The sequence below is a fragment of the Actinotalea endophytica genome (assembly GCF_025717005.1).
In the GTDB taxonomy this organism is placed as follows: domain Bacteria; phylum Actinomycetota; class Actinomycetes; order Actinomycetales; family Cellulomonadaceae; genus Actinotalea.
Genome location: NZ_JAOVZU010000003.1, coordinates 75,306 through 92,788, shown reverse-complemented (window position 1 = coordinate 92,788; position 17,483 = coordinate 75,306). Strand labels below are relative to the sequence as shown.

13 protein-coding genes are annotated in these 17,483 nt (G+C 72.7%); 9 read left to right on the top strand and 4 right to left on the bottom strand.

The window, feature by feature from the left end:
• Positions 1-28: 28 nt before the first annotated feature.
• The 6 genes from nifJ (at position 29) to OEB99_RS05940 (ending at position 10,553) form a co-directional block, all read left to right on the top strand.
• Positions 29-3,625, top strand: a complete 3,597-nt coding sequence (gene nifJ, locus OEB99_RS05965) for a pyruvate:ferredoxin (flavodoxin) oxidoreductase (RefSeq protein WP_263508997.1) — start codon at positions 29-31, stop codon at positions 3,623-3,625.
• The gene (locus OEB99_RS05960) at positions 3,622-4,731 is read left to right on the top strand and encodes a LeuA family protein (RefSeq protein WP_263508996.1); all 1,110 of its coding nucleotides are present in this window, start codon (positions 3,622-3,624) and stop codon (positions 4,729-4,731) included. The genes nifJ and OEB99_RS05960 overlap by 4 nt, the downstream gene beginning before the upstream one ends.
• A gap of 136 nt (positions 4,732-4,867) precedes the next feature.
• The gene (locus OEB99_RS05955) at positions 4,868-8,047 is read left to right on the top strand and encodes an NAD(P)-binding protein (RefSeq protein ID WP_263508994.1); all 3,180 of its coding nucleotides are present in this window, start codon (positions 4,868-4,870) and stop codon (positions 8,045-8,047) included.
• 64 nt (positions 8,048-8,111) lie between these two features.
• Entirely contained in the window at positions 8,112-9,167 is a 1,056-nt protein-coding gene (locus tag OEB99_RS05950; protein WP_263508992.1) for an ABC transporter substrate-binding protein, read from the top strand.
• A gap of 43 nt (positions 9,168-9,210) precedes the next feature.
• Positions 9,211-9,969 (top strand): ABC transporter permease, encoded by a 759-nt coding sequence (locus OEB99_RS05945; protein ID WP_263508990.1) that lies wholly within the window; start codon positions 9,211-9,213, stop codon positions 9,967-9,969.
• Positions 9,966-10,553, top strand: coding sequence for an ABC transporter ATP-binding protein (locus tag OEB99_RS05940; RefSeq protein WP_263508989.1), 588 nt, complete (start codon positions 9,966-9,968; stop codon positions 10,551-10,553). Before OEB99_RS05945 ends, OEB99_RS05940 begins: the two co-directional genes overlap by 4 nt.
• Positions 10,554-10,575: 22 nt before the next feature.
• On the opposite strand, the gene OEB99_RS05935 is transcribed toward OEB99_RS05940, so the two are convergent.
• The gene (locus OEB99_RS05935; RefSeq protein ID WP_263508987.1) at positions 10,576-11,364 is read right to left on the bottom strand and encodes a class I SAM-dependent methyltransferase; all 789 of its coding nucleotides are present in this window, start codon (positions 11,362-11,364) and stop codon (positions 10,576-10,578) included.
• A 104-nt stretch (positions 11,365-11,468) separates the two neighbouring features.
• Here OEB99_RS05935 and OEB99_RS05930 point away from each other — a divergent pair, with 104 nt between their 5' ends.
• From OEB99_RS05930 to OEB99_RS05920, 3 genes are all read left to right on the top strand, one after another.
• Positions 11,469-12,263, top strand: a complete 795-nt coding sequence (locus OEB99_RS05930; protein ID WP_263508985.1) for a GNAT family N-acetyltransferase — start codon at positions 11,469-11,471, stop codon at positions 12,261-12,263.
• A gap of 253 nt (positions 12,264-12,516) precedes the next feature.
• The gene (locus OEB99_RS05925) at positions 12,517-14,634 is read left to right on the top strand and encodes a ribonucleoside triphosphate reductase (RefSeq protein ID WP_263508984.1); all 2,118 of its coding nucleotides are present in this window, start codon (positions 12,517-12,519) and stop codon (positions 14,632-14,634) included.
• Entirely contained in the window at positions 14,621-15,331 is a 711-nt protein-coding gene (locus tag OEB99_RS05920) for an anaerobic ribonucleoside-triphosphate reductase activating protein (protein ID WP_318011391.1), read from the top strand. Before OEB99_RS05925 ends, OEB99_RS05920 begins: the two co-directional genes overlap by 14 nt.
• A gap of 6 nt (positions 15,332-15,337) precedes the next feature.
• Here the strand turns inward: OEB99_RS05920 and OEB99_RS05915 are convergent, their stop codons facing one another.
• The 3 genes from OEB99_RS05915 to OEB99_RS05905 are packed head-to-tail and all read right to left on the bottom strand — an operon-like array spanning position 15,338 to position 17,468.
• The gene (locus OEB99_RS05915) at positions 15,338-16,414 is read right to left on the bottom strand and encodes a cation diffusion facilitator family transporter (RefSeq protein ID WP_263508983.1); all 1,077 of its coding nucleotides are present in this window, start codon (positions 16,412-16,414) and stop codon (positions 15,338-15,340) included.
• Entirely contained in the window at positions 16,411-16,764 is a 354-nt protein-coding gene (locus OEB99_RS05910; protein WP_263508982.1) for an ArsR/SmtB family transcription factor, read from the bottom strand. The genes OEB99_RS05915 and OEB99_RS05910 overlap by 4 nt, the downstream gene beginning before the upstream one ends.
• A 32-nt stretch (positions 16,765-16,796) precedes the next feature.
• Positions 16,797-17,468, bottom strand: a complete 672-nt coding sequence (locus tag OEB99_RS05905; protein ID WP_263508981.1) for a metal-dependent transcriptional regulator — start codon at positions 17,466-17,468, stop codon at positions 16,797-16,799.
• Positions 17,469-17,483: the final 15 nt, after the last annotated feature.

The window sequence follows — 17,483 nt, the reverse complement described above, 5'->3', positions numbered from 1 at the left end:
GCGACGGACCACATCCACCGGAGGAGACATGACCACGACAACCACCCGCACCGATCCGGTGGGCGCCGCCCGGGAACCCGTCGGCGACACCTGGGCGTGCATCGACGGCAACGAGGCCGCGGCGTCGGTCGCGCACCGGCTGAGCGACATCTGCGCGCTCTACCCGATCACCCCCGCGTCCCCGATGGGCGAGGCTGCGGACGCCTGGAGCGCTCGCGGGCGGACGAACATCTGGGGCCAGGTGCCCAGGGTCGTGCAGATGCAGTCCGAGGCCGGCGCCGTCGGTGCGTTGCACGGGGCCGTGCAGAGCGGTGCGCTGGCCACCAGCTTCACGAGCTCGCAAGGGCTGCTCCTGATGCTCCCGAACATGTTCAAGATCGCCGGTGAGCTCACGCCGGCGGTGCTCCACGTGGCCGCGCGTGCGGTCGCGACCCACGCCCTGAGCATCTTCGGTGACCACTCCGACGTGATGGCCGCCCGCTCCACCGGGTGGGGGATGCTGTCGTCGAGCACGGTGCAGGAGGCGCACGACATCGCCGCGATCACGCACGCCGCGTCGTTGACCGCCGGGCTGCCGTTCCTGCACTTCTTCGACGGGTTCCGCACGTCGCACGAGATCAACCGGGTCGCGATTCTGTCCGACGACCAGCTGCGCGCCATGGTCGACGACGACGCCGTGCTGGCCCACCGGCGCCGGGCCATGACGCCCACGCGCCCGGTGCTGCGGGGCACCGCCCAGAACCCGGACGTGTTCTTCCAGGGCCGCGAGGCCGCCAACCCGGTCTACGACGCGGCGCCCGGGCACGTCACGGCAGCGATGGCGAGGTTCGCCGACCTCACGGGGCGGCGGTACGACCTCGTCGAGTACCACGGCGACCCGCAGGCCGACCGGGTCGTGGTGGTGATGGGCTCCGCGGCCCGCACGGTGCGCGCCACGGTCGACGCGCTCAACGCCGCCGGGGAGCGTGTCGGCATGCTGTACGTCCGCCTGTACCGGCCGTTCCCCGCGATGGAGCTCGCGGCCGCCCTGCCCCGGACCGTCACGAGCGTCGCCGTGCTCGACCGGGTCAAGGAGCCCGGTGCGACCGCGGAACCGCTGCACCTCGACGTCGTCACCGCGCTGAGCGAGCACTCGCCGCGGCCCCCGCGCGTGATCGGCGGACGCTACGGGCTCGGCTCGAAGGAGTTCGCCCCGCGACACGCCGCCGCAGTGTTCGCCGAGCTCGCGTTCCTCGCGGCCGGCCGCCCGGTCAAGCGGCGCTTCACGGTCGGCATCACCGACGACGTGACCCACCTGAGCCTCGACGTCGACCCCGAGTTCCGCCTGCCGACCCGGTCCAAGCAGGCGGTCTTCTTCGGCCTCGGATCCGACGGGACCGTGGGCGCGAACAAGGCGTCGGTCACGCTGATCGGCGAGAACGCCGGCCAGTGGGCCCAGGGCTACTTCGTCTACGACTCGAAGAAGTCGGGGTCGACCACGGTCTCCCACCTGAGGTTCGGCGCCGAGCCGATCGACGCGCCGTACCTCGTGGAGCAGGCGGACTTCGTCGGGGTGCACCAGCTCGCGCTGCTGAGCCGGCTCCCGGTGCTGGACGTCGCGCGCCCGGGCGCGACGGTGCTGCTGGCCTCGCCGCACCGCGGAGACGTCGCCTGGTCGAAGCTGCCCGCCGCGGCGCGCAGCACGGTCATCGACAAGGACCTCACGGTCTACACGGTCAACGCCGCGAAGGTCGCCCGCCGGGCCGGGCTGGGCGGCCGGATCAACACGGTGATGCAGGCGTGCTTCTTCGCACTGAGCGACGTGCTGCCGACCGACGAGGCGATCGAGCTGATCAAGGCCAGCGCGCGCACGACCTACGCGTCGAGGGGCGCGGACATCGTCGCGGCCAACCTGGCTGCCATCGACGCGGCCGTCGCGGCGATGACGAAGGTCGTGGTGCCGGACGGCGCCGCGGCCGAGGCTCCAGGCGCGGACGACGGTGAGCCGGGCGCGCCCGGAGCCGACGGTGGTGGGCCCGCGGAGCACGCGACCATCCGTCGCCTCATCGCGGGGGAGGGTGAGCTGTTGCCGGTGAGCGCCCTGCCGCCGGACGGGACGTTCCCGACCGGGACCGCGGCGCTCGAGAAGCGTGGCCTCGCGACGCAGCTGCCGGTGTGGGACCCGATGATGTGCATCGACTGCGGCAAGTGCACCCTGGCCTGCCCGCACGCCGCCATCCGGATGAAGAGCTACGACGCCTCGCACCTGGCGGGGGCCCCCGACGGGTTCCTGTCCAAGGACGCCTCGGGTCGGGACACCGACGCGCAGCTGACCCTCCAGGTCGCACCCGACGACTGCACGGGGTGCGCCCTGTGCCAGGCGGTCTGCCCGTCGGCCGCGCTCACGATGATGCCCGCCGCCGCGTCGCGGGAGGCCGAACGAGCCCGCTACGACCACTTCCGCGCGATCCCGGAGACGGATCGGACCACGGTGCGCACGAACACGGTGCGCGGCTCGCAGCTCCTGCAGCCGCTGTTCGAGTTCTCCGGCGCCTGCAGCGGCTGCGGGGAGACCCCCTACCTGAAGCTGGTCAGCCAGCTGCTCGGCGACCGGATGGTCGTCGCGAACGCGACCGGCTGCAGCTCGATCTACGGGGGCAACCTGCCGACGACCCCGTGGACCACCGACGCCTCGGGGCGTGGGCCGGCCTGGAACAACTCGCTGTTCGAGGACAACGCGGAGTTCGGCATGGGCCTGGCGTGGGGCTCCGACCAGCGGGCTGCGCTCGCCCGGGACCTGCTGCGCCGCACGGCGTCCGAGCTCGCGCTGGACGGCGACCTGGTCGCGGGCCTGCTGGGCGAGGTCCCGGTCACCGACGAGCAGGCCGTGGCCGACCAGCGGGACCGCGTCGCGCGCCTGCTCGAGGCCGTGGACCGGCGCGACCCCGACGGCACCCACGAGGAGCTGCGATCGCTGCGGGAGGTCGCCGACGCGCTCGTGCCGACGTCCGTGTGGGTCGTCGGGGGCGACGGCTGGGCCTACGACATCGGCTTCGGCGGCCTGGACCACCTGCTGGCCTCGGGGGAGAACGTCAACGTCCTGGTGCTCGACTCGGAGGTCTACTCGAACACCGGCGGCCAGGCCTCCAAGGCGACGCCGCTCGGCGCCGCAGCGAAGTTCGCCGCCTCGGGCAAGGAGACCCGCAAGAAGGACCTGGGCCGGCTGGCGCAGGTCTACCAGGACGTGTACGTCGCGCAGATCGCGATCAACGCGAACGAGGCGCAGGCGGTGCGCGCGCTGCACGAGGCGGCGGCCTACGACGGCCCGTCCCTGGTGATCGCCTACGCGCCCTGCCGGGAGCAGGGCGCGGACCTGACCCAGGCGGTCGCCCAGCAACGGGCTGCGGTCGCCACCGGGCACTGGCTCCTCTACCGCTACCACCCCGAGCCGGCCCCGGGGGCGGCGCCGAGGTTCAAGCTGGACTCCAAGGCGCCCTCGGCGCCGCTGGCGACCTTCTACGGGACCGAGACGCGCTACCGCAGGCTCGCGCTCTCGGACCCGGAACGTGCGGCGGAGCTGCTCGACCGCGCTCAGGCAGCCGTCGACGAGCGCTGGCTCCGATACAGCCGGCTCGCCGAGGCATGACCGTGGGTCTGGTCGACTCGACCCTGCGCGAGGGCTCCCAGGCTCCGGTGCGCTACCTCTCGAGGGTCGAGCGCCTGGACCTGGTGGCCGACCTGGGCGCGATCGGCGTCGAGGAGCTCGAGCTGGGCCACGCCGTCGCCGAGGTCGCGTACGACCCCGCGCCGCTGGCCGAGCTGCTGGCCGCGGCGGTGGACCTGGCCCCACGCGCGAGGCGTGCGGTCTGGTGCCGTGCCCGCCCGGACGACATCGAGGCGGCCGCGGCCCTGCGCCCGGACGTGCTCTCCTTCGCCCTTCCGGTGTCCGACCTGCACCTGACGACCCGGTTGCGGGTCGACCGGGCGTGGGCCCTGGAGCAGCTGGCGTGTCTCGTCCCGCTGGCGCACTCGGCCGTCGGCTACGTGTCCGTCGGGCTCGAGGACGCGACGCGTGCCGACCCTGCGTTCGTCGACGACGTCGTCGTGGCCGCTGCGCGGGCCGGGGCGGACCGGGTCCGGCTCGCCGACACGGTGGGGGTGGCGGAGCCCGGCGAGATCGCGCGCCTCGTCGCGCGGGTGCGGGCGCTGTTCCCGGGGGAGGTCGGCGTCCACGTGCACGACGACTTCGGCATGGCGACCGCGGGTGCGGTCGCCGCGCTCCGGGCGGGCGCGCACTGGGCGGACGTCAGCCTGACCGGGCTGGGCGAGCGGGCCGGGATCTCGCGCACCGAGGAGGTCGCCGCGTGGCTCGCCGTGCGGTGCGGCGGCAGCTACGACCTGCCGGCCGCGCGAACGGCGGCGGCGCGGCTCTCCGCCCGGGTCGGCCGCCCGGTGCCCGGCCACGCCCCGGTAATCGGGGACGACATCTTCGCCTGCGAGTCCGGGCTGCACCTCGCCGGGCTCGTGGCCGACCCCGCGACCTACGAGCCGTACCCGCCGGACCTGGTCGGCGCTCGCCGCTCCTGGCGGCTGGGGCAGGGCAGCGGCCGGGCCGCGGTGGCCGCTCTGGCCCCCGAGATCGGCGGCGATCTCGTCGCGGCGACGGCGCTCGTACGTCGCGCCGCCGAGGCCCGGGGACGGGCCTTCGACCCGGCGCAGGCGCCCATGTCCGGGACGTCGGTCCGTGGCTGAGGCGCGCCGCCGACTCGAGCATGTTCGCAGGTCAGCGGCCTATACGGGTGGGGGTTTACGGCGATCCGGGGTACGCCGCAAGTGGTAGGACCAATGCCCTCCAAAGATCAATCCCGCGGGCGGCACGATCTCGCCCATGCCTTCCGCCGAAGAGACCATGGCCGCTCCTTCGTCCCTGCTGACCCTCACCGTCAACGGTCGCGAGATCGAGGTCGACGACGGCCAGACGATCCTGCACGCGCTCAAGGCGAAGGGGATCGACGTCCCCTCGCTGTGCCACGACCCGAGGCTCGAACGCTCCAACGGGAACTGCGGCCTGTGCGTGGTCGAGGTCGGTGACACCGACCCCCGCGACGTCAAGGCCTGCCTGACCCCGGTCCACGAGGGGATGGTCATCCGGACCCACACCGACCGCCTCGAGGAGTACCGCAAGGTCCGCCTCCAGCAGCTGCTGTGCGACCACAACGCCGACTGCGTCGCACCCTGCGTGCAGACCTGTCCCGCGAACATCGACATCCAGACCTACCTGCGCCACGTGGCGGTCGGGAACTTCGAGGCCGCGATCCGGGTGATCAAGGACCGCAACCCGTTCCCCTCGGCCTGCGGCCGGGTGTGCCCGCACCCCTGCGAGTCGGCCTGCCGCCGCAACCTGGTGGACGAGCCGGTCGCCATCAACCACGTCAAGCGCTTCGCGACCGACTGGGACATGGCCCGCGAGACGCCCTGGCTCCCGCGCGTCGCCACGCCGACGGGCAAGCGGATCGCCGTCATCGGTGCCGGCCCCTCCGGGCTCTCGGCCGCGTACTACAGCGCGATCAACGGCCACGAGGTCACCGTCTTCGAGAAGCAGCCGAACGCCGGCGGCATGATGCGCTACGGCATCCCGGAGTACCGGCTGCCGAAGACCACGCTCGACGCCGAGATCGGCCTGATCGAGGCGCTCGGGGTCCGGATCGTGACCGGCAAGGAGCTCGGCACCCACCTCAACCTGACCGACCTGCGCCGCGACTTCGACGCGGTCTACCTGGCGATCGGCTCGTGGCGCGCCTCGCCGATGCGGGTCGACGGCGACAACGCCGAGGGCGTCTGGCTGGGCATCAACTACCTCGAGCAGGTCACCAAGGGCGAGCACATCCGGCTCGGCCGCACGGTCGTCATCGGCGGTGGCAACACCGCGATCGACTGCACCCGTACCGCGCTGCGCAACGGCGCCGACAGCGTCACCCTGCTCTACCGCCGTACCCGCGAGGAGATGCCCGCGGAGCACTACGAGATCGACGAGGCGCTCGACGAGGGCGTCGAGATGCAGTACCTCGTCGCGCCGAGCCGGATCACCACCGGCCCCGGCGGCGTGAAGCAGCTGCACTGCCTGCGCATGGAGCTCGGCGAGCCGGACCGGTCCGGGCGTCGTCGTCCGGTGCCGATCGAGGGCAGCGAGTTCGTCGTCGAGGCCGACACGATCATCGGGGCCATCGGCCAGGCCACCGACACGGGATTCCTGTACAACGACCTGCCGGTGCGCCTCAACAAGTGGGGCGACATCGACGTCGACGGCCGCAGCCAGCTCACCTCGGAGTCCAAGGTCTTCGCCGGCGGCGACTGCGCGACCGGCCCGGCGACCGTGATCCAGGCGGTGGCGGCCGGCCGGCGCGCCGCCGAGGCGATCGACGACTTCGTGTCCCTCGGCTACGTGCGGCCCGGGCACGAGGACTACTCGTGCAGCCGCGGGACCCTGGAGGACCTCGACCGGGACGAGTTCGAGCTCGTCCCCAAGCTGGCCCGTGCGTCGATGCCCGAGCTCGCCGTCGCCGAGCGCACCTCGAGCTTCGTCGAGGTCGCCACCGGCTTCACCGAGGAGCAGGCGCGGGCCGAGGCCGAGCGGTGCCTGCAGTGCGGCTGCGCGAAGCAGAACGACTGCTCGCTGCGCTCCGAGGCGTCCGAGCACGACGTGGTCTTCGCCGCCCCGCTGCACGTCCGGCCCGCCACGCGGATCGAGCGCGACCACCCGTTCATCGTGCGGGACAACTCCAAGTGCATCTCCTGCGGGCGGTGCGTCGCGGCGTGCGCCGAGGTCGAGGGGCCGGGCGTGCTCGCGTACCAGTTCTCCGGCGGTCTGCTGCGGGTCGGCACGCACAACGGTGAGCCCCTGGAGCTGACCGACTGCGTCTCGTGCGGGCAGTGCGTGCGCGCCTGCCCGTGCGGCGCGCTGGACTACGTCCGCGAGCGGTGCGGCGTGTTCGACGCGATCAACGACCCCACCAAGACCGTCGTCGGGTTCGTCGCACCCGCGGTCCGCACCGTCATCGCCGCCGAGTACGGGATCGCGCCGCAGGACGTGACGCCGTTCGTCGCGGGCATGATGCGCGCGGTCGGGTTCGACAAGGTCTTCGACGTCACGTTCGCCGCGGACCTGACGATCCTGGAGGAGGCCACCGAGTTCCTCGGCCGGGTCGGCAACGACGGCGTGATGCCGATGTTCACCTCGTGCTGCCCCGGGTGGGTCACCTTCGTCGAGAAGCGCTACCCCGACCTGATCCCGCACCTGTCGAGCTGCAAGAGCCCCCAGCAGATGATGGGTGCCACGGTGCGGAACCACTTCGCCACCCGGGCCGGGATCGCACCCGAGGACCTCTACGTGGTCTCGCTCATGCCGTGCATCGCCAAGAAGGGCGAGGCGGCCCGGCCCGAGTTCACCTCGGACGGCTTCCGCGACGTCGACGCCGTGCTGACCACCACCGAGTTCCTCGAGATGGTCCAGATGCTCCGGCTCGACCCGGCGGACATCACGCCCGGCGAGTTCGACGCGCCCTACGCGAAGACCTCGGGCGCCGGGGTGATCTTCGGCAGCTCGGGCGGCGTCGCAGAGGCCGCGATGCGGATGGCGGCCGAGAAGCTCGCCGGCGAGCCGCTCACCGGCTCGGTCGACTTCACCGAGCTGCGCGGCGCCACGAGCGTCAAGACCGCGAGCTACACCGCGGGCGGGGTGGACGTGCGGGTCGGCGTCATCTCCGGCCTGGCGAACGCCGAGCCGCTGATCCGGCGGGTCATCGCCGGCGAGGACGTCGGCCTGGACATGATCGAGATCATGGCCTGCCCGGGCGGCTGCATCAACGGTGCCGGTCACCCGGTCGCTGCGGCCGAGAAGGTCGCCCAGGCGCGCGAGCGCGTGCTGTACGACATCGACCGCTCCGCCGAGCTGCGCAAGTCGCAGGACAACCCCGACGTCCTCGACCTCTACGCCGACTTCTACGGCGAGCCCAACTCGCACCTCGCGCACGACCTGCTGCACACCACCTACGCGCCGTTCCGTTCCTGACCGGCGCCACGCTCGCGGCCCCGCCCGTCGGCGGGGCCGCACGATCCCTCACCGGAGGACACCGATGAGACTGTCGCGCGCCCTGTGCGCCGCTCTGCCCGTGCTGCTCGCGGGCGCCCTGAGCGGGTGCGCCGCCGCATCGGCGGACACGCCCGCCGACCCGAGCACGACGACCTCGACGACCGCCGAGCCGTCCTCCGCCGAGCAGGTCGCCGAGAAGGTCACCGTCCGGGTCGCCTCGCTCAAGGGCCCGACCACGATGGGGCTGGTCGGCCTGATGGACGAGGCCGACGCCGGCACCGCCGCCGAGGACTACCAGGTGACGATGTACGGATCCGCGGACGAGATCGTCCCGCTGGTCGTGCAGGGTGAGGTCGACGCGGCGGTCATCCCCGCGAACCTGGCCGCGGTGCTGTACCAGAAGACGATGTCCGACGGCCCGGCGATCCAGGTCGCAGCGGTGACCGCGCTCGGGGTGCTCTCGGTCGTGGAGACCGGCGACACGATCGGCTCGATGGCCGACCTGGCCGGTCGCACGATCATCGCGACCGGCAAGGGCACCACGCCCGAGTTCGTCGTGCGCCACCTGCTCGCCGCCAACGGGGTCGACCCCGACACCGACGTGACCTTCGACTGGAAGTCGGAGGCGACCGAGGCCGCTGCGGCTCTCGCCGCCTCGGACGACGCCGTCGCGGTGCTGCCGCAGCCGTTCGTGTCGGTGGTGCAGAGCCAGAACCCCGACGTGCGGGTCGCCCTCGACCTCACCGACGAGTGGACCGCGGTCGACCCCGACTCCGAGCTCACGACCGCGGTGCTCGTCGTCTCCACGGCGTTCTCGGCCGAGCACCCCGAGGCCGTGGCGAACCTGATGGCGGACGTCGCCGCGTCGACCGCGTTCACCAACGACGAGCCCGAGGCCGCCGCCGAGCTGATCGCCGCCGCCGGGATCGTCCCGGCCGCGCCGATCGCGGTGAAGGCGATCCCCGGCAGCCACATCACGTTCATCGCGGGGGAGGAGATGGTGGCGGCGGTCGGCGGGTACCTCGGGGTGCTCCACCAGGCCGACCCGACCTCGGTCGGCGGGGCGTTGCCGGGCGATGACTTCTTCTACACCCCCTGACGCTCCGGAGGACCAGGGCCACTGGCGTCTGACGCGTCGGCTGGTGGCCCTGGCCTGGTGGCTGGCCGTCTGGCAGGTCGCTGCCATGGCGATCGGCCACGGCGTGCTGCTCGTCGGCCCGGTCGAGGTGGCACGCCGGCTCGCCGAGCTGGTGCCGACTGCGGAGTTCTGGGCGACGGTCGGCCGCACGACCGGTCGGATCACCCTGGGGTTCGCGGCCGCAGCGGTGCTCGGCGTCCTGACCGCGGCGGCCTCGGCCCGCTCGCGCTGGCTCGAGGCCGTGATCGGGCCGGCCGTCGTCGCGATCCGCAGCACACCGGTCGTGAGCTTCATCATCCTGGTGCTGATCTGGGTGGACTCGGCCCGCCTGGCCACGATCATCTCGTTCCTGATGGCGCTGCCGATCGTGCACGCGACCGTCTACCAGGGCATCCGGCAACGGCCCCGGGAGCTGCTCGAGATGGCGGCCGTCTTCCGGGTGCCGCGGTGGCGGCGGATGCTCGCGGTGGACGTCCCGGCCGTGCTGCCGTACTTCGTCGCCGCGTGCCGCACCGGTGTGGGCCTCGCCTGGAAGAGCGGGATCGCGGCCGAGGTGATCGGTCTGCCGAGCGGCACGATCGGCGAGCGGCTCTACCAGGCCAAGATCTTCCTGGCGACGGCCGACGTCCTGGCCTGGACCGTGGTCGTCGTGCTCGTCGCCTACCTGGTGGAGCAGGCGATCGTGCGCCTGCTCGAGATGCTGGAGCACCGGCTCTCGGCAGGCGCGTCCGGTCCGCTGCCGGTCGGGGGGCGTACCGCATGATCGAGCTGCGGTACGTGCGCAAGGTGTACGGCACGCTCACGGTGCTGGACGGGCTGACGGCAGCCTTCCCCGAAGGCTCGGTGACCGCACTGCTCGGTGCGAACGGCTCCGGCAAGACGACCGTCGGGCGGCTGCTCCTCGGGCTCGAGAGGCCCACGGCCGGCGAGGTCAGCGGTGTCGACGGTCGGCCGCGTGCGGCGGTGTTCCAGCAGAACCGGCTGTGCGAGCAGCTCAGCGCCGTGGACAACGTCCGGCTGGCCGCGCACGGCTCGGTCGACCGCGGGGAGGTCGTCGACGCGCTGCGTGGTGTCGGCCTCGCGGGCGAGTCGCTGGCCCAGCCGGTCCGGCAGCTGTCCGGGGGGCAGCGGCGCCGGGTCGCCGTCGTGCGGGGACTCGTCGCGCCCGCAGAGCTCGTGGTGCTCGACGAACCGTTCACCGGCCTCGACACCGAGGCGCGCCGTCGCACGATGGGCTGGGTCCGGGACCGCCTGGCCGGTCGGACCGCCGTGCTCATCACGCACCACGACGACGAGGTCGCGTGGTTCGACGCCGGGGTGCTCCGGCTCCCGGGCCCAGGGGCCTGATCCACGCGGACCCCGCGCGGGCTCAGGCCCGGTCGGCCACTCGTCCGAGGGCGAGCAGGTGCGGGCTGGAGGGAATCATCCGAGGGTCGTCCTCGAGCATCCGGGCAGCGTTCAGGGCGCTGTCGAGGTGACGGTCCAGCTCGTCCGTGTTCACCGTCAGCAGGTGCGGCGCTCCGGGGCCTTCGACGCCGACGACCCGGACGTCGCGAAGCCCCGCTGCCGACAGCTCGCCGCGCAGCTCCTCCGGCTGGTGGAAGTAGGCCGTCGTGAAGCCGGATCCTGGCGGGTTCACCCCGGTCCGGATCGCGGCCCGCAGGCTGTCGACCTCTGACCCGGTCACGGCGCCGAGGGCCACCAGCTCCAGCAGCCCGGCGTACCGGCTGATCCCTGCGGCTGCCACCAGACCCCCGGGCCTGGTGACCCGGACCGCCTCGGCGAGCGCGGCGGCGCGGTCGGCCGGGTCCACCAGGTGGTAGAGCGGGCCGAGCAGCAGCGTCGCGTCCGCGGTGTCGTCGTCCCACGGCAGGTCGCCCGCGTGGCCGTGCGACGCGTCGAGGCCGGCCGCGACGGCAGCGTGCACGTGAGCGGGCACGGGGTCGAGCAGCTCGACCTGGAAGCCGGCCGCGACGAGCCACTCGGCGTGGACGCCGGTGCCGCCGCCGATGTCGAGCACGCGGGCCGGTGGCGTGGGCAGGTGACGCAGGAGGATCTCCTGGGTCCGCAGCAGCTCGATCCGGCCGTGCGGGCGCTCGCGGAGTCGCCGGTCCTCGTCGTAGGAGCCGTAGAAGTCGAGGATCGCCTGGTCGATCATGGCCGAATCCTGCCAGTGGGGCAGCGAGGATCGCGCACGTGTCCAGAGCCCACGCGGGACCTCACGGGTCCTGGGCGGCGCCGACGCGGGCCAGAATGGTGATCATGATGAGCCCGACCGCGCCTCCCGCCGGAGCGCGCCGCCTGATCGACTCCCTCGACGAGGTCGGCATCAACGCCGGCTTCGTCCGCGCGGTACTGGACGGCACGGTGGCCGGCGAGGTCTGGACCTCCTCGGCGGTGGGCGTCGGGGCCGCGTACGCGCGCCACGGGTACGGGATGTCGCTGATCTGGGGGGACCGGCTCGCGGACGCGTTCGACGAGGTCGTCGCGCACCTCGCGGAGCGAGCCGGTGCCCCCGGTCGCGAGTGGCTGCAGGTCGACCCGCGGTGGGCCGGGCTGCCGTGGGCGGAGACGCTGCGGCGGGCCGCGCCGGGGTTCGAGGTGACCGTGGACCGTCGGGTGAACTTCGCGTTCGACGCCGAGCGGTACGCCGAGCGGCGGGCCGCGTTCGTACCGGCCGCCGGCTGGACCCTGCACCCGGCCGAGGCCGCCGAGTTCGACTTCCCGGGCAGCGTGGTGCCGGCCGCCTTCTGGCGGGACGCCGAGCAGCTCCTCGCCAACGGCGGGGGCTGGCGCGCCGAACGCGACGGCTCGGTCGGGGCGCTCGCCTTCTCGTCCTTCCCGATCTACGACGGGGTCGAGATCGGCATCGAGACGGTGCCCTGGGCGCGCCGCCAGGGGCTGGGCGCGGCCGTCGCCGCGGCGATGATCGACGACGTCCTCGACCGGGGGTCGGTGCCGCTGTGGGCCTGCCGGCGGGGCAACGAGAGCTCGTACCGGCTCGCGATGCGGCTCGGCTTCGTGCCTGCCCTGGAGCTGCCGTACCTGAGCTTCTGAGGCCGCTCGTCGGCTCGGCCGTCCACCACTACATATGGGTGGAATGTCCAGGTCGGACACAAGATGTGGCTCGATCCCGTCAAGGACGACACGCCGGGCGTTCCTGCGTGTCGCCCCGTTCGAGGAGTCGGCAACCGGGACGTCGGTCCTAGGGGATCGGCGGAACGAGGAAGATCGTCTTCCCGCATCTTGTGGCCGGAAGCGAGTCCGGCTACCACATCTTGGGTCGATCGAGACCCAGAAGGGGGCTGGTATGACGGCGACCGGAGTCATCAAGCGCAGTGGGGCGGCCGTGCCGTTCCGGCCGGAGCTCATCGCCTCGGCGATCGCCCGTGCCGGGCTCGCCACAGGTGCGACCGACACCGACCACGCCGAGGCCTATGCCGCCCCGGTCGCCGCGCAGGTGCTCGAGCGTCTCGCCGCGGAGGGCGTGCCGTACCCGCACGTCGAGCACGTCCAGGACCTCGTGGAGCAGGCGCTGATCGACGCGGGGCACACCGGCACGGCGCGCGCCTACATCGCCTACCGCGAGCAGCACGCCCGCCTGCGCGACGATGCGCGCACCGTGGTCGAGGTCGAGGCCTCGATCAACGAGTACCTGGACCGCAGCGACTGGCGGGTCAACGCCAACGCGAACCAGGGTTACTCGCTGGGCGGCCTGATCCTCAACACCGCCGGCAAGGTCACCGCCAACTACTGGCTCTCGCACGTCTACCCGCCCGAGGTCGGACACGCCCACCGCGACGGCGCGATCCACATCCACGACCTCGACATGCTCGCCGGCTACTGCGCGGGGTGGTCGCTGCGCACGCTGCTCACCGAGGGCCTCAACGGGGTGCCCGGCAAGGTCGAGGCCGCGCCGCCGAAGCACTTCTCCTCGGCGATCGGGCAGATCGTCAACTTCCTCGGCACCATGCAGAACGAGTGGGCCGGCGCCCAGGCGTTCAGCTCGTTCGACACGTACATGGCCCCGTTCGTGCGCCTGGACGGTCTGGGCTACGACGCGGTGCGCCAGGGTGTCCAGGAGCTCGTCTACAACCTCAACGTGCCGTCGCGCTGGGGCACCCAGACGCCGTTCACGAACCTCACGTTCGACTGGACCTGCCCCGAGGACCTGCGCGACCAGGCACCGATCGTCGGCGGCGTCGAGCAGCCGTTCACCTACGGCGAGCTGCAGGCCGAGATGGACCTGATCAACCGGGCGTACATCGACGTCATGACCACCGGCGACGAGTCCGGCCGGGTCTTCACCTTCCCGATCCCGACGTACAACATCACGACCGACTTCCCGTGGGAGTCCGAGAACGCCGAGCGGCTGTTCGAGATGACCGCGAAGTACGGCCTGCCGTACTTCCAGAACTTCATCAACTCCGACCTGCAGCCGAACCAGATCCGCTCGATGTGCTGCCGGCTCCAGCTCGACCTGCGCGAGCTGCTCAAGCGCGGCAACGGCCTGTTCGGGTCGGCGGAGCAGACCGGCTCGGTGGGCGTGGTGACGATCAACTGCGCGCGGCTCGGCCACACGCATCGCGGCGACGAGGACGGCCTGTACGCCGAGCTCGACCGGCTCCTGGTGCTCGCGAAGGACTCGCTCGAGATCAAGCGGAAGGTCGTCGGCCGGCTGATCGACGAGGGCCTGTACCCCTACACCAAGCGCTACCTCGGGCGGGGGCTGCACAACCACTTCTCGACGATCGGGGTCAACGGCATCAACGAGCTGATCCGCAACCTCACCGCCGACGAGCACGACATCACCACACCGGTCGGCCACGCCATGGCGGTGCGGCTGCTCGACCACGTGCGGGCCCGGATGGTCGAGTTCCAGGAGGCCACCGGCCACCTGTACAACCTCGAGGCGACCCCCGCCGAGGGGACGACGTACCGGTTCGCCAAGGAGGATCGGCGGCGCTATCCCGGCATCCTGCAGGCCGGGACCGACGAGAACCCGTACTACACGAACTCCTCGCAGCTGCCCGTCGGGTTCACCGACGACCCGTTCGAGGCGCTCGACCGTCAGGACGACCTGCAGACCCGGTACACCGGCGGCACGGTGCTGCACCTCTACATGTCGGAGCGGGTCTCGACCGCGGCGGCGTGCCGCAGCCTGGTGCGCCGGGCCCTCGAGCAGCACCGCCTGCCGTACATCACGGTGACCCCGACGTTCTCGATCTGCTCCGCCCACGGCTACCTCGCCGGTGAGCAGCCGGCCTGCCCGTCCTGCGGGTCGACCACCGAGGTCTGGACCCGCGTGATGGGCTATCACCGGCCGGTGTCGTCGTTCAACGTCGGCAAGCAGGGCGAGCACGCCGAGCGGACGCCCTTCGTCGAGGCCGCCGCGGCGGACCGGGAGCCCGTCGGTGCTGAGCGCTGAGACCGAGGCCCACCGACCCGATGCCGCCGGGCTCGGGACGCACCGGGGGGTCGGCGACGCCGACGACCTGGCGATCGCCGGCCTGACGCCGCTGTCCACCTGCGACTGGCCGGACCGCCTGGTGGCTACGGTCTTCCTGCAGGGCTGCCCGCTCGCCTGCACCTACTGCCACAACCACGCGCTGATCGACTCACGTGCTCCGGGCCAGGTGCCCTGGTGGGCGGTGACCGACCTGCTGTCCCGACGGGTCGGGAAGCTCGACGGTGTCGTGTTCTCCGGCGGTGAGCCGACGCGTCAGCGCGGCCTCGTCGACGCGATGCGGCAGGTGCGGGCGCGGGGCTTCGGGGTCGGTCTGCACACCGCCGGGACGTACCCGGGCCGGCTGGCGCAGGTGCTGCCGCGGGTCGACTGGGTCGGACTGGACATCAAGGCGGTACCACGGCTCTACCGCGAGCAGACCGGTGCAGCCGTGGCCGGGCGTGCGTTCGCCTCGCTGCGCCTCGCGCTCGACTCGGGGGTCGGCCTCCAGGTCCGCACCACGGTGGATCCCACCGTCCAGCGCCCCGAGGACGTCGCCGAGCTGACCGCGCTGCTCGTCGCCGCGGGCGTGCGTGAGCACGTGGTCCAGCAGGTCCGGACCGCTGGGGTGCGCCCCGAGTACGCGCGGGTGCTGCGGGAGCGTCGCGGCGGAGCGTGACGTGGTTCAGGTCGGCGCGGTGACCGCCTCGGGTGCGCGCACCACGAGGTCGAGCGTGCCGAGCCGGGGGAGGTGTGCGCGCAGCTGATCGGTCGCGTGACGCTCGAGCTCGCGCAGCTGCGCGACGGTGGTGCCACCTGCGACGGTGACCGACGCCGTGACGTGCAGGAGGTGCCCCGCCCAGCGCAGCCGGACCTCGGTGACGGAGTCGATCGCGTCGACGTGGGCGAGGGCGTGCTCGGCGGCGTCCACGAGGTCCGGTTCGACCCCGTCGAGCAGCCGGCGCCCGACGTCGCGGGCGGTGGACCACAGCAGCACGGCGATCGCGCCCGCGATGAGCAGCCCGATGATCGGGTCGGCGAGCGGGAAGCCGAGCCAGACGCCGACGACGCCGAGCACGACGGCCAGCGAGGTGAAGCCGTCGGTGCGGGCGTGCACGCCGTCCGCGACCAGGGCGGCGGAACCGATCCGACGGCCGGTGCGGATCCGGTAGACCGCGACCGCCTCGTTCCCGGCGAAGCCGATGACGCCCGCGGCGAGCACCCAGCCGAGGTTCTCCAGCGGCTGGGGATGCAGCAGGCGGTCGATGGCCTGGGCGGCGGCGAGAACCGCGGAGAGCGCGATCATCGCGACGATGAACAGGCCGGCGAGGTCCTCCGTGCGGTGCAGCCCCCAGGTGTAGCGCCGGGTCGCCGCGCGCCGGCCCAGCGCGAAGGCGATCCACAGCGGCACCGCGGTCAGGGCGTCGGAGAAGTTGTGGATCGTGTCGGCGAGGAGCGCGACCGAACCGGAGGCGGCGACGACGAGGAGCTGTGCCGTCGCGGTGGCACCGAGCGCGACGAGGCTGATCTTGACCGCTCGGATGCCGGCCGCGCTGGCCTGCAGCGCGTCGTCGATCGAGTCGGCGGCGTCGTGCGAGTGCGGCACGAAGGCCTCGTGCAGCCAGCCGCGCAGGCCGCCCGGGTGGTCGTGCCCGTGGTCGTGCCCGTGCGGGTGGTCGTGCCCGTGGTCGTGATCGTGCGGGTGACCGTGCTCGCTCGGGTGGTCGTGGTCGTGGTCGTGGTCGTGCGCGTGCCCGGTCATCGCGTCGCCTCGTGGTGGGAGGGGCGGGCGTCGACCGCGTGCTCGGCCTGCTGCAGCGCGTTGTCGACGAGGCTCTTGGCGTGCTCGTCCGCCAGTCGGTAGTACACCCGGTTGCCGTCGTGGCGAGTGGCGACCATGCGGGCCATCCGAAGCTTGGCGAGGTGCTGGGACACCGCGGCCTGCGCCTTGCCGACCGTCTCGGCGAGCTCACCGACGGCGAGCTCGCCGTCGCCGAGGGCCAGGATGATCCGCACCCGGGTCGCATCGGCGAGCATCGCGAACACCTCGACCGCGAGCGCGATCGCGTCGTTGTCGGCGCCGGCCGGGTCTCCGTGCGTATGTGCGTGCATGCGCAGATATTAGCGCGACCGGGGCGTGGGTCCTACGCGGTACCGACCCAGATCGACCGCGTGGCGGACAGCCCGAGCCGCTGGGTCGCGCCGTCCACGTCGAGCAGGACGAGCCCGGCGTAGGCCTGGTGCTCGACCACCGAGAACGTCGCATCCAACTGCAGGCCGAGCTCGACGAGGTGGCGGAGCAGGTCGGGGTCGTCGTCGGCGACCCGGACGACCCGCAGCGGCACGCCGATGGGCGCCTGGTCGAGCCGGGTCGCGGCGGGACGCTCGACGGTGCCGTCCGGTGCCGGGATCGGGTCGCCGTGCGGGTCGCGAGCGGGGTGGCCGAGCGCGGCGTCCACCCGCTCGACGAACCGGTCGCTCACGGCGTGCTCGATCACCTCGGCGTCCTGATGGACCTCGTCCCACGAGTAGCCGAGCGCCTGGACGAGGAAGGCCTCCACGAGGCGATGTCGACGGACCACGTCGACCGCTCGCCGCCGGCCTTCGTCGGTGAGCGCGACCGTGCCGTAGGAGGGGTGCGTGAGCAACCCCTGGGCGGCCAGGCGGCGGATCGTCTCGGACGCGGTGGACCGAGCGGCGCCGAGTGCGGCTGCCAGTTCGGACGGCGTGACGGGATCGTCCGACCACTCCTGCGCGCGCCACACGGCCTTGAGGTAGTCCTCGCCGGTGGGGGTCGGCCTGTCCTGGTCGGTCACGTCCCGACGGTAGCA

What these genes read in the sequence shown, in the direction of transcription:
- nifJ (WP_263508997.1), top strand. Translation starts at nt 29, where the DNA reads ATGACCACGACAACCACCCGCACCGATCCGGTGGGCGCCGCCCGGGAA.
- OEB99_RS05960 (WP_263508996.1), top strand. Translation starts at nt 3,622, where the DNA reads ATGACCGTGGGTCTGGTCGACTCGACCCTGCGCGAGGGCTCCCAGGCT.
- OEB99_RS05955 (WP_263508994.1), top strand. Translation starts at nt 4,868, where the DNA reads ATGCCTTCCGCCGAAGAGACCATGGCCGCTCCTTCGTCCCTGCTGACC.
- OEB99_RS05950 (WP_263508992.1), top strand. Translation starts at nt 8,112, where the DNA reads ATGAGACTGTCGCGCGCCCTGTGCGCCGCTCTGCCCGTGCTGCTCGCG.
- OEB99_RS05940 (WP_263508989.1), top strand. Translation starts at nt 9,966, where the DNA reads ATGATCGAGCTGCGGTACGTGCGCAAGGTGTACGGCACGCTCACGGTG.
- OEB99_RS05935 (WP_263508987.1), bottom strand. Translation starts at nt 11,364, where the DNA reads ATGATCGACCAGGCGATCCTCGACTTCTACGGCTCCTACGACGAGGAC.
- OEB99_RS05930 (WP_263508985.1), top strand. Translation starts at nt 11,469, where the DNA reads ATGATGAGCCCGACCGCGCCTCCCGCCGGAGCGCGCCGCCTGATCGAC.
- OEB99_RS05925 (WP_263508984.1), top strand. Translation starts at nt 12,517, where the DNA reads ATGACGGCGACCGGAGTCATCAAGCGCAGTGGGGCGGCCGTGCCGTTC.
- OEB99_RS05915 (WP_263508983.1), bottom strand. Translation starts at nt 16,414, where the DNA reads ATGACCGGGCACGCGCACGACCACGACCACGACCACGACCACCCGAGC.
- OEB99_RS05910 (WP_263508982.1), bottom strand. Translation starts at nt 16,764, where the DNA reads ATGCACGCACATACGCACGGAGACCCGGCCGGCGCCGACAACGACGCG.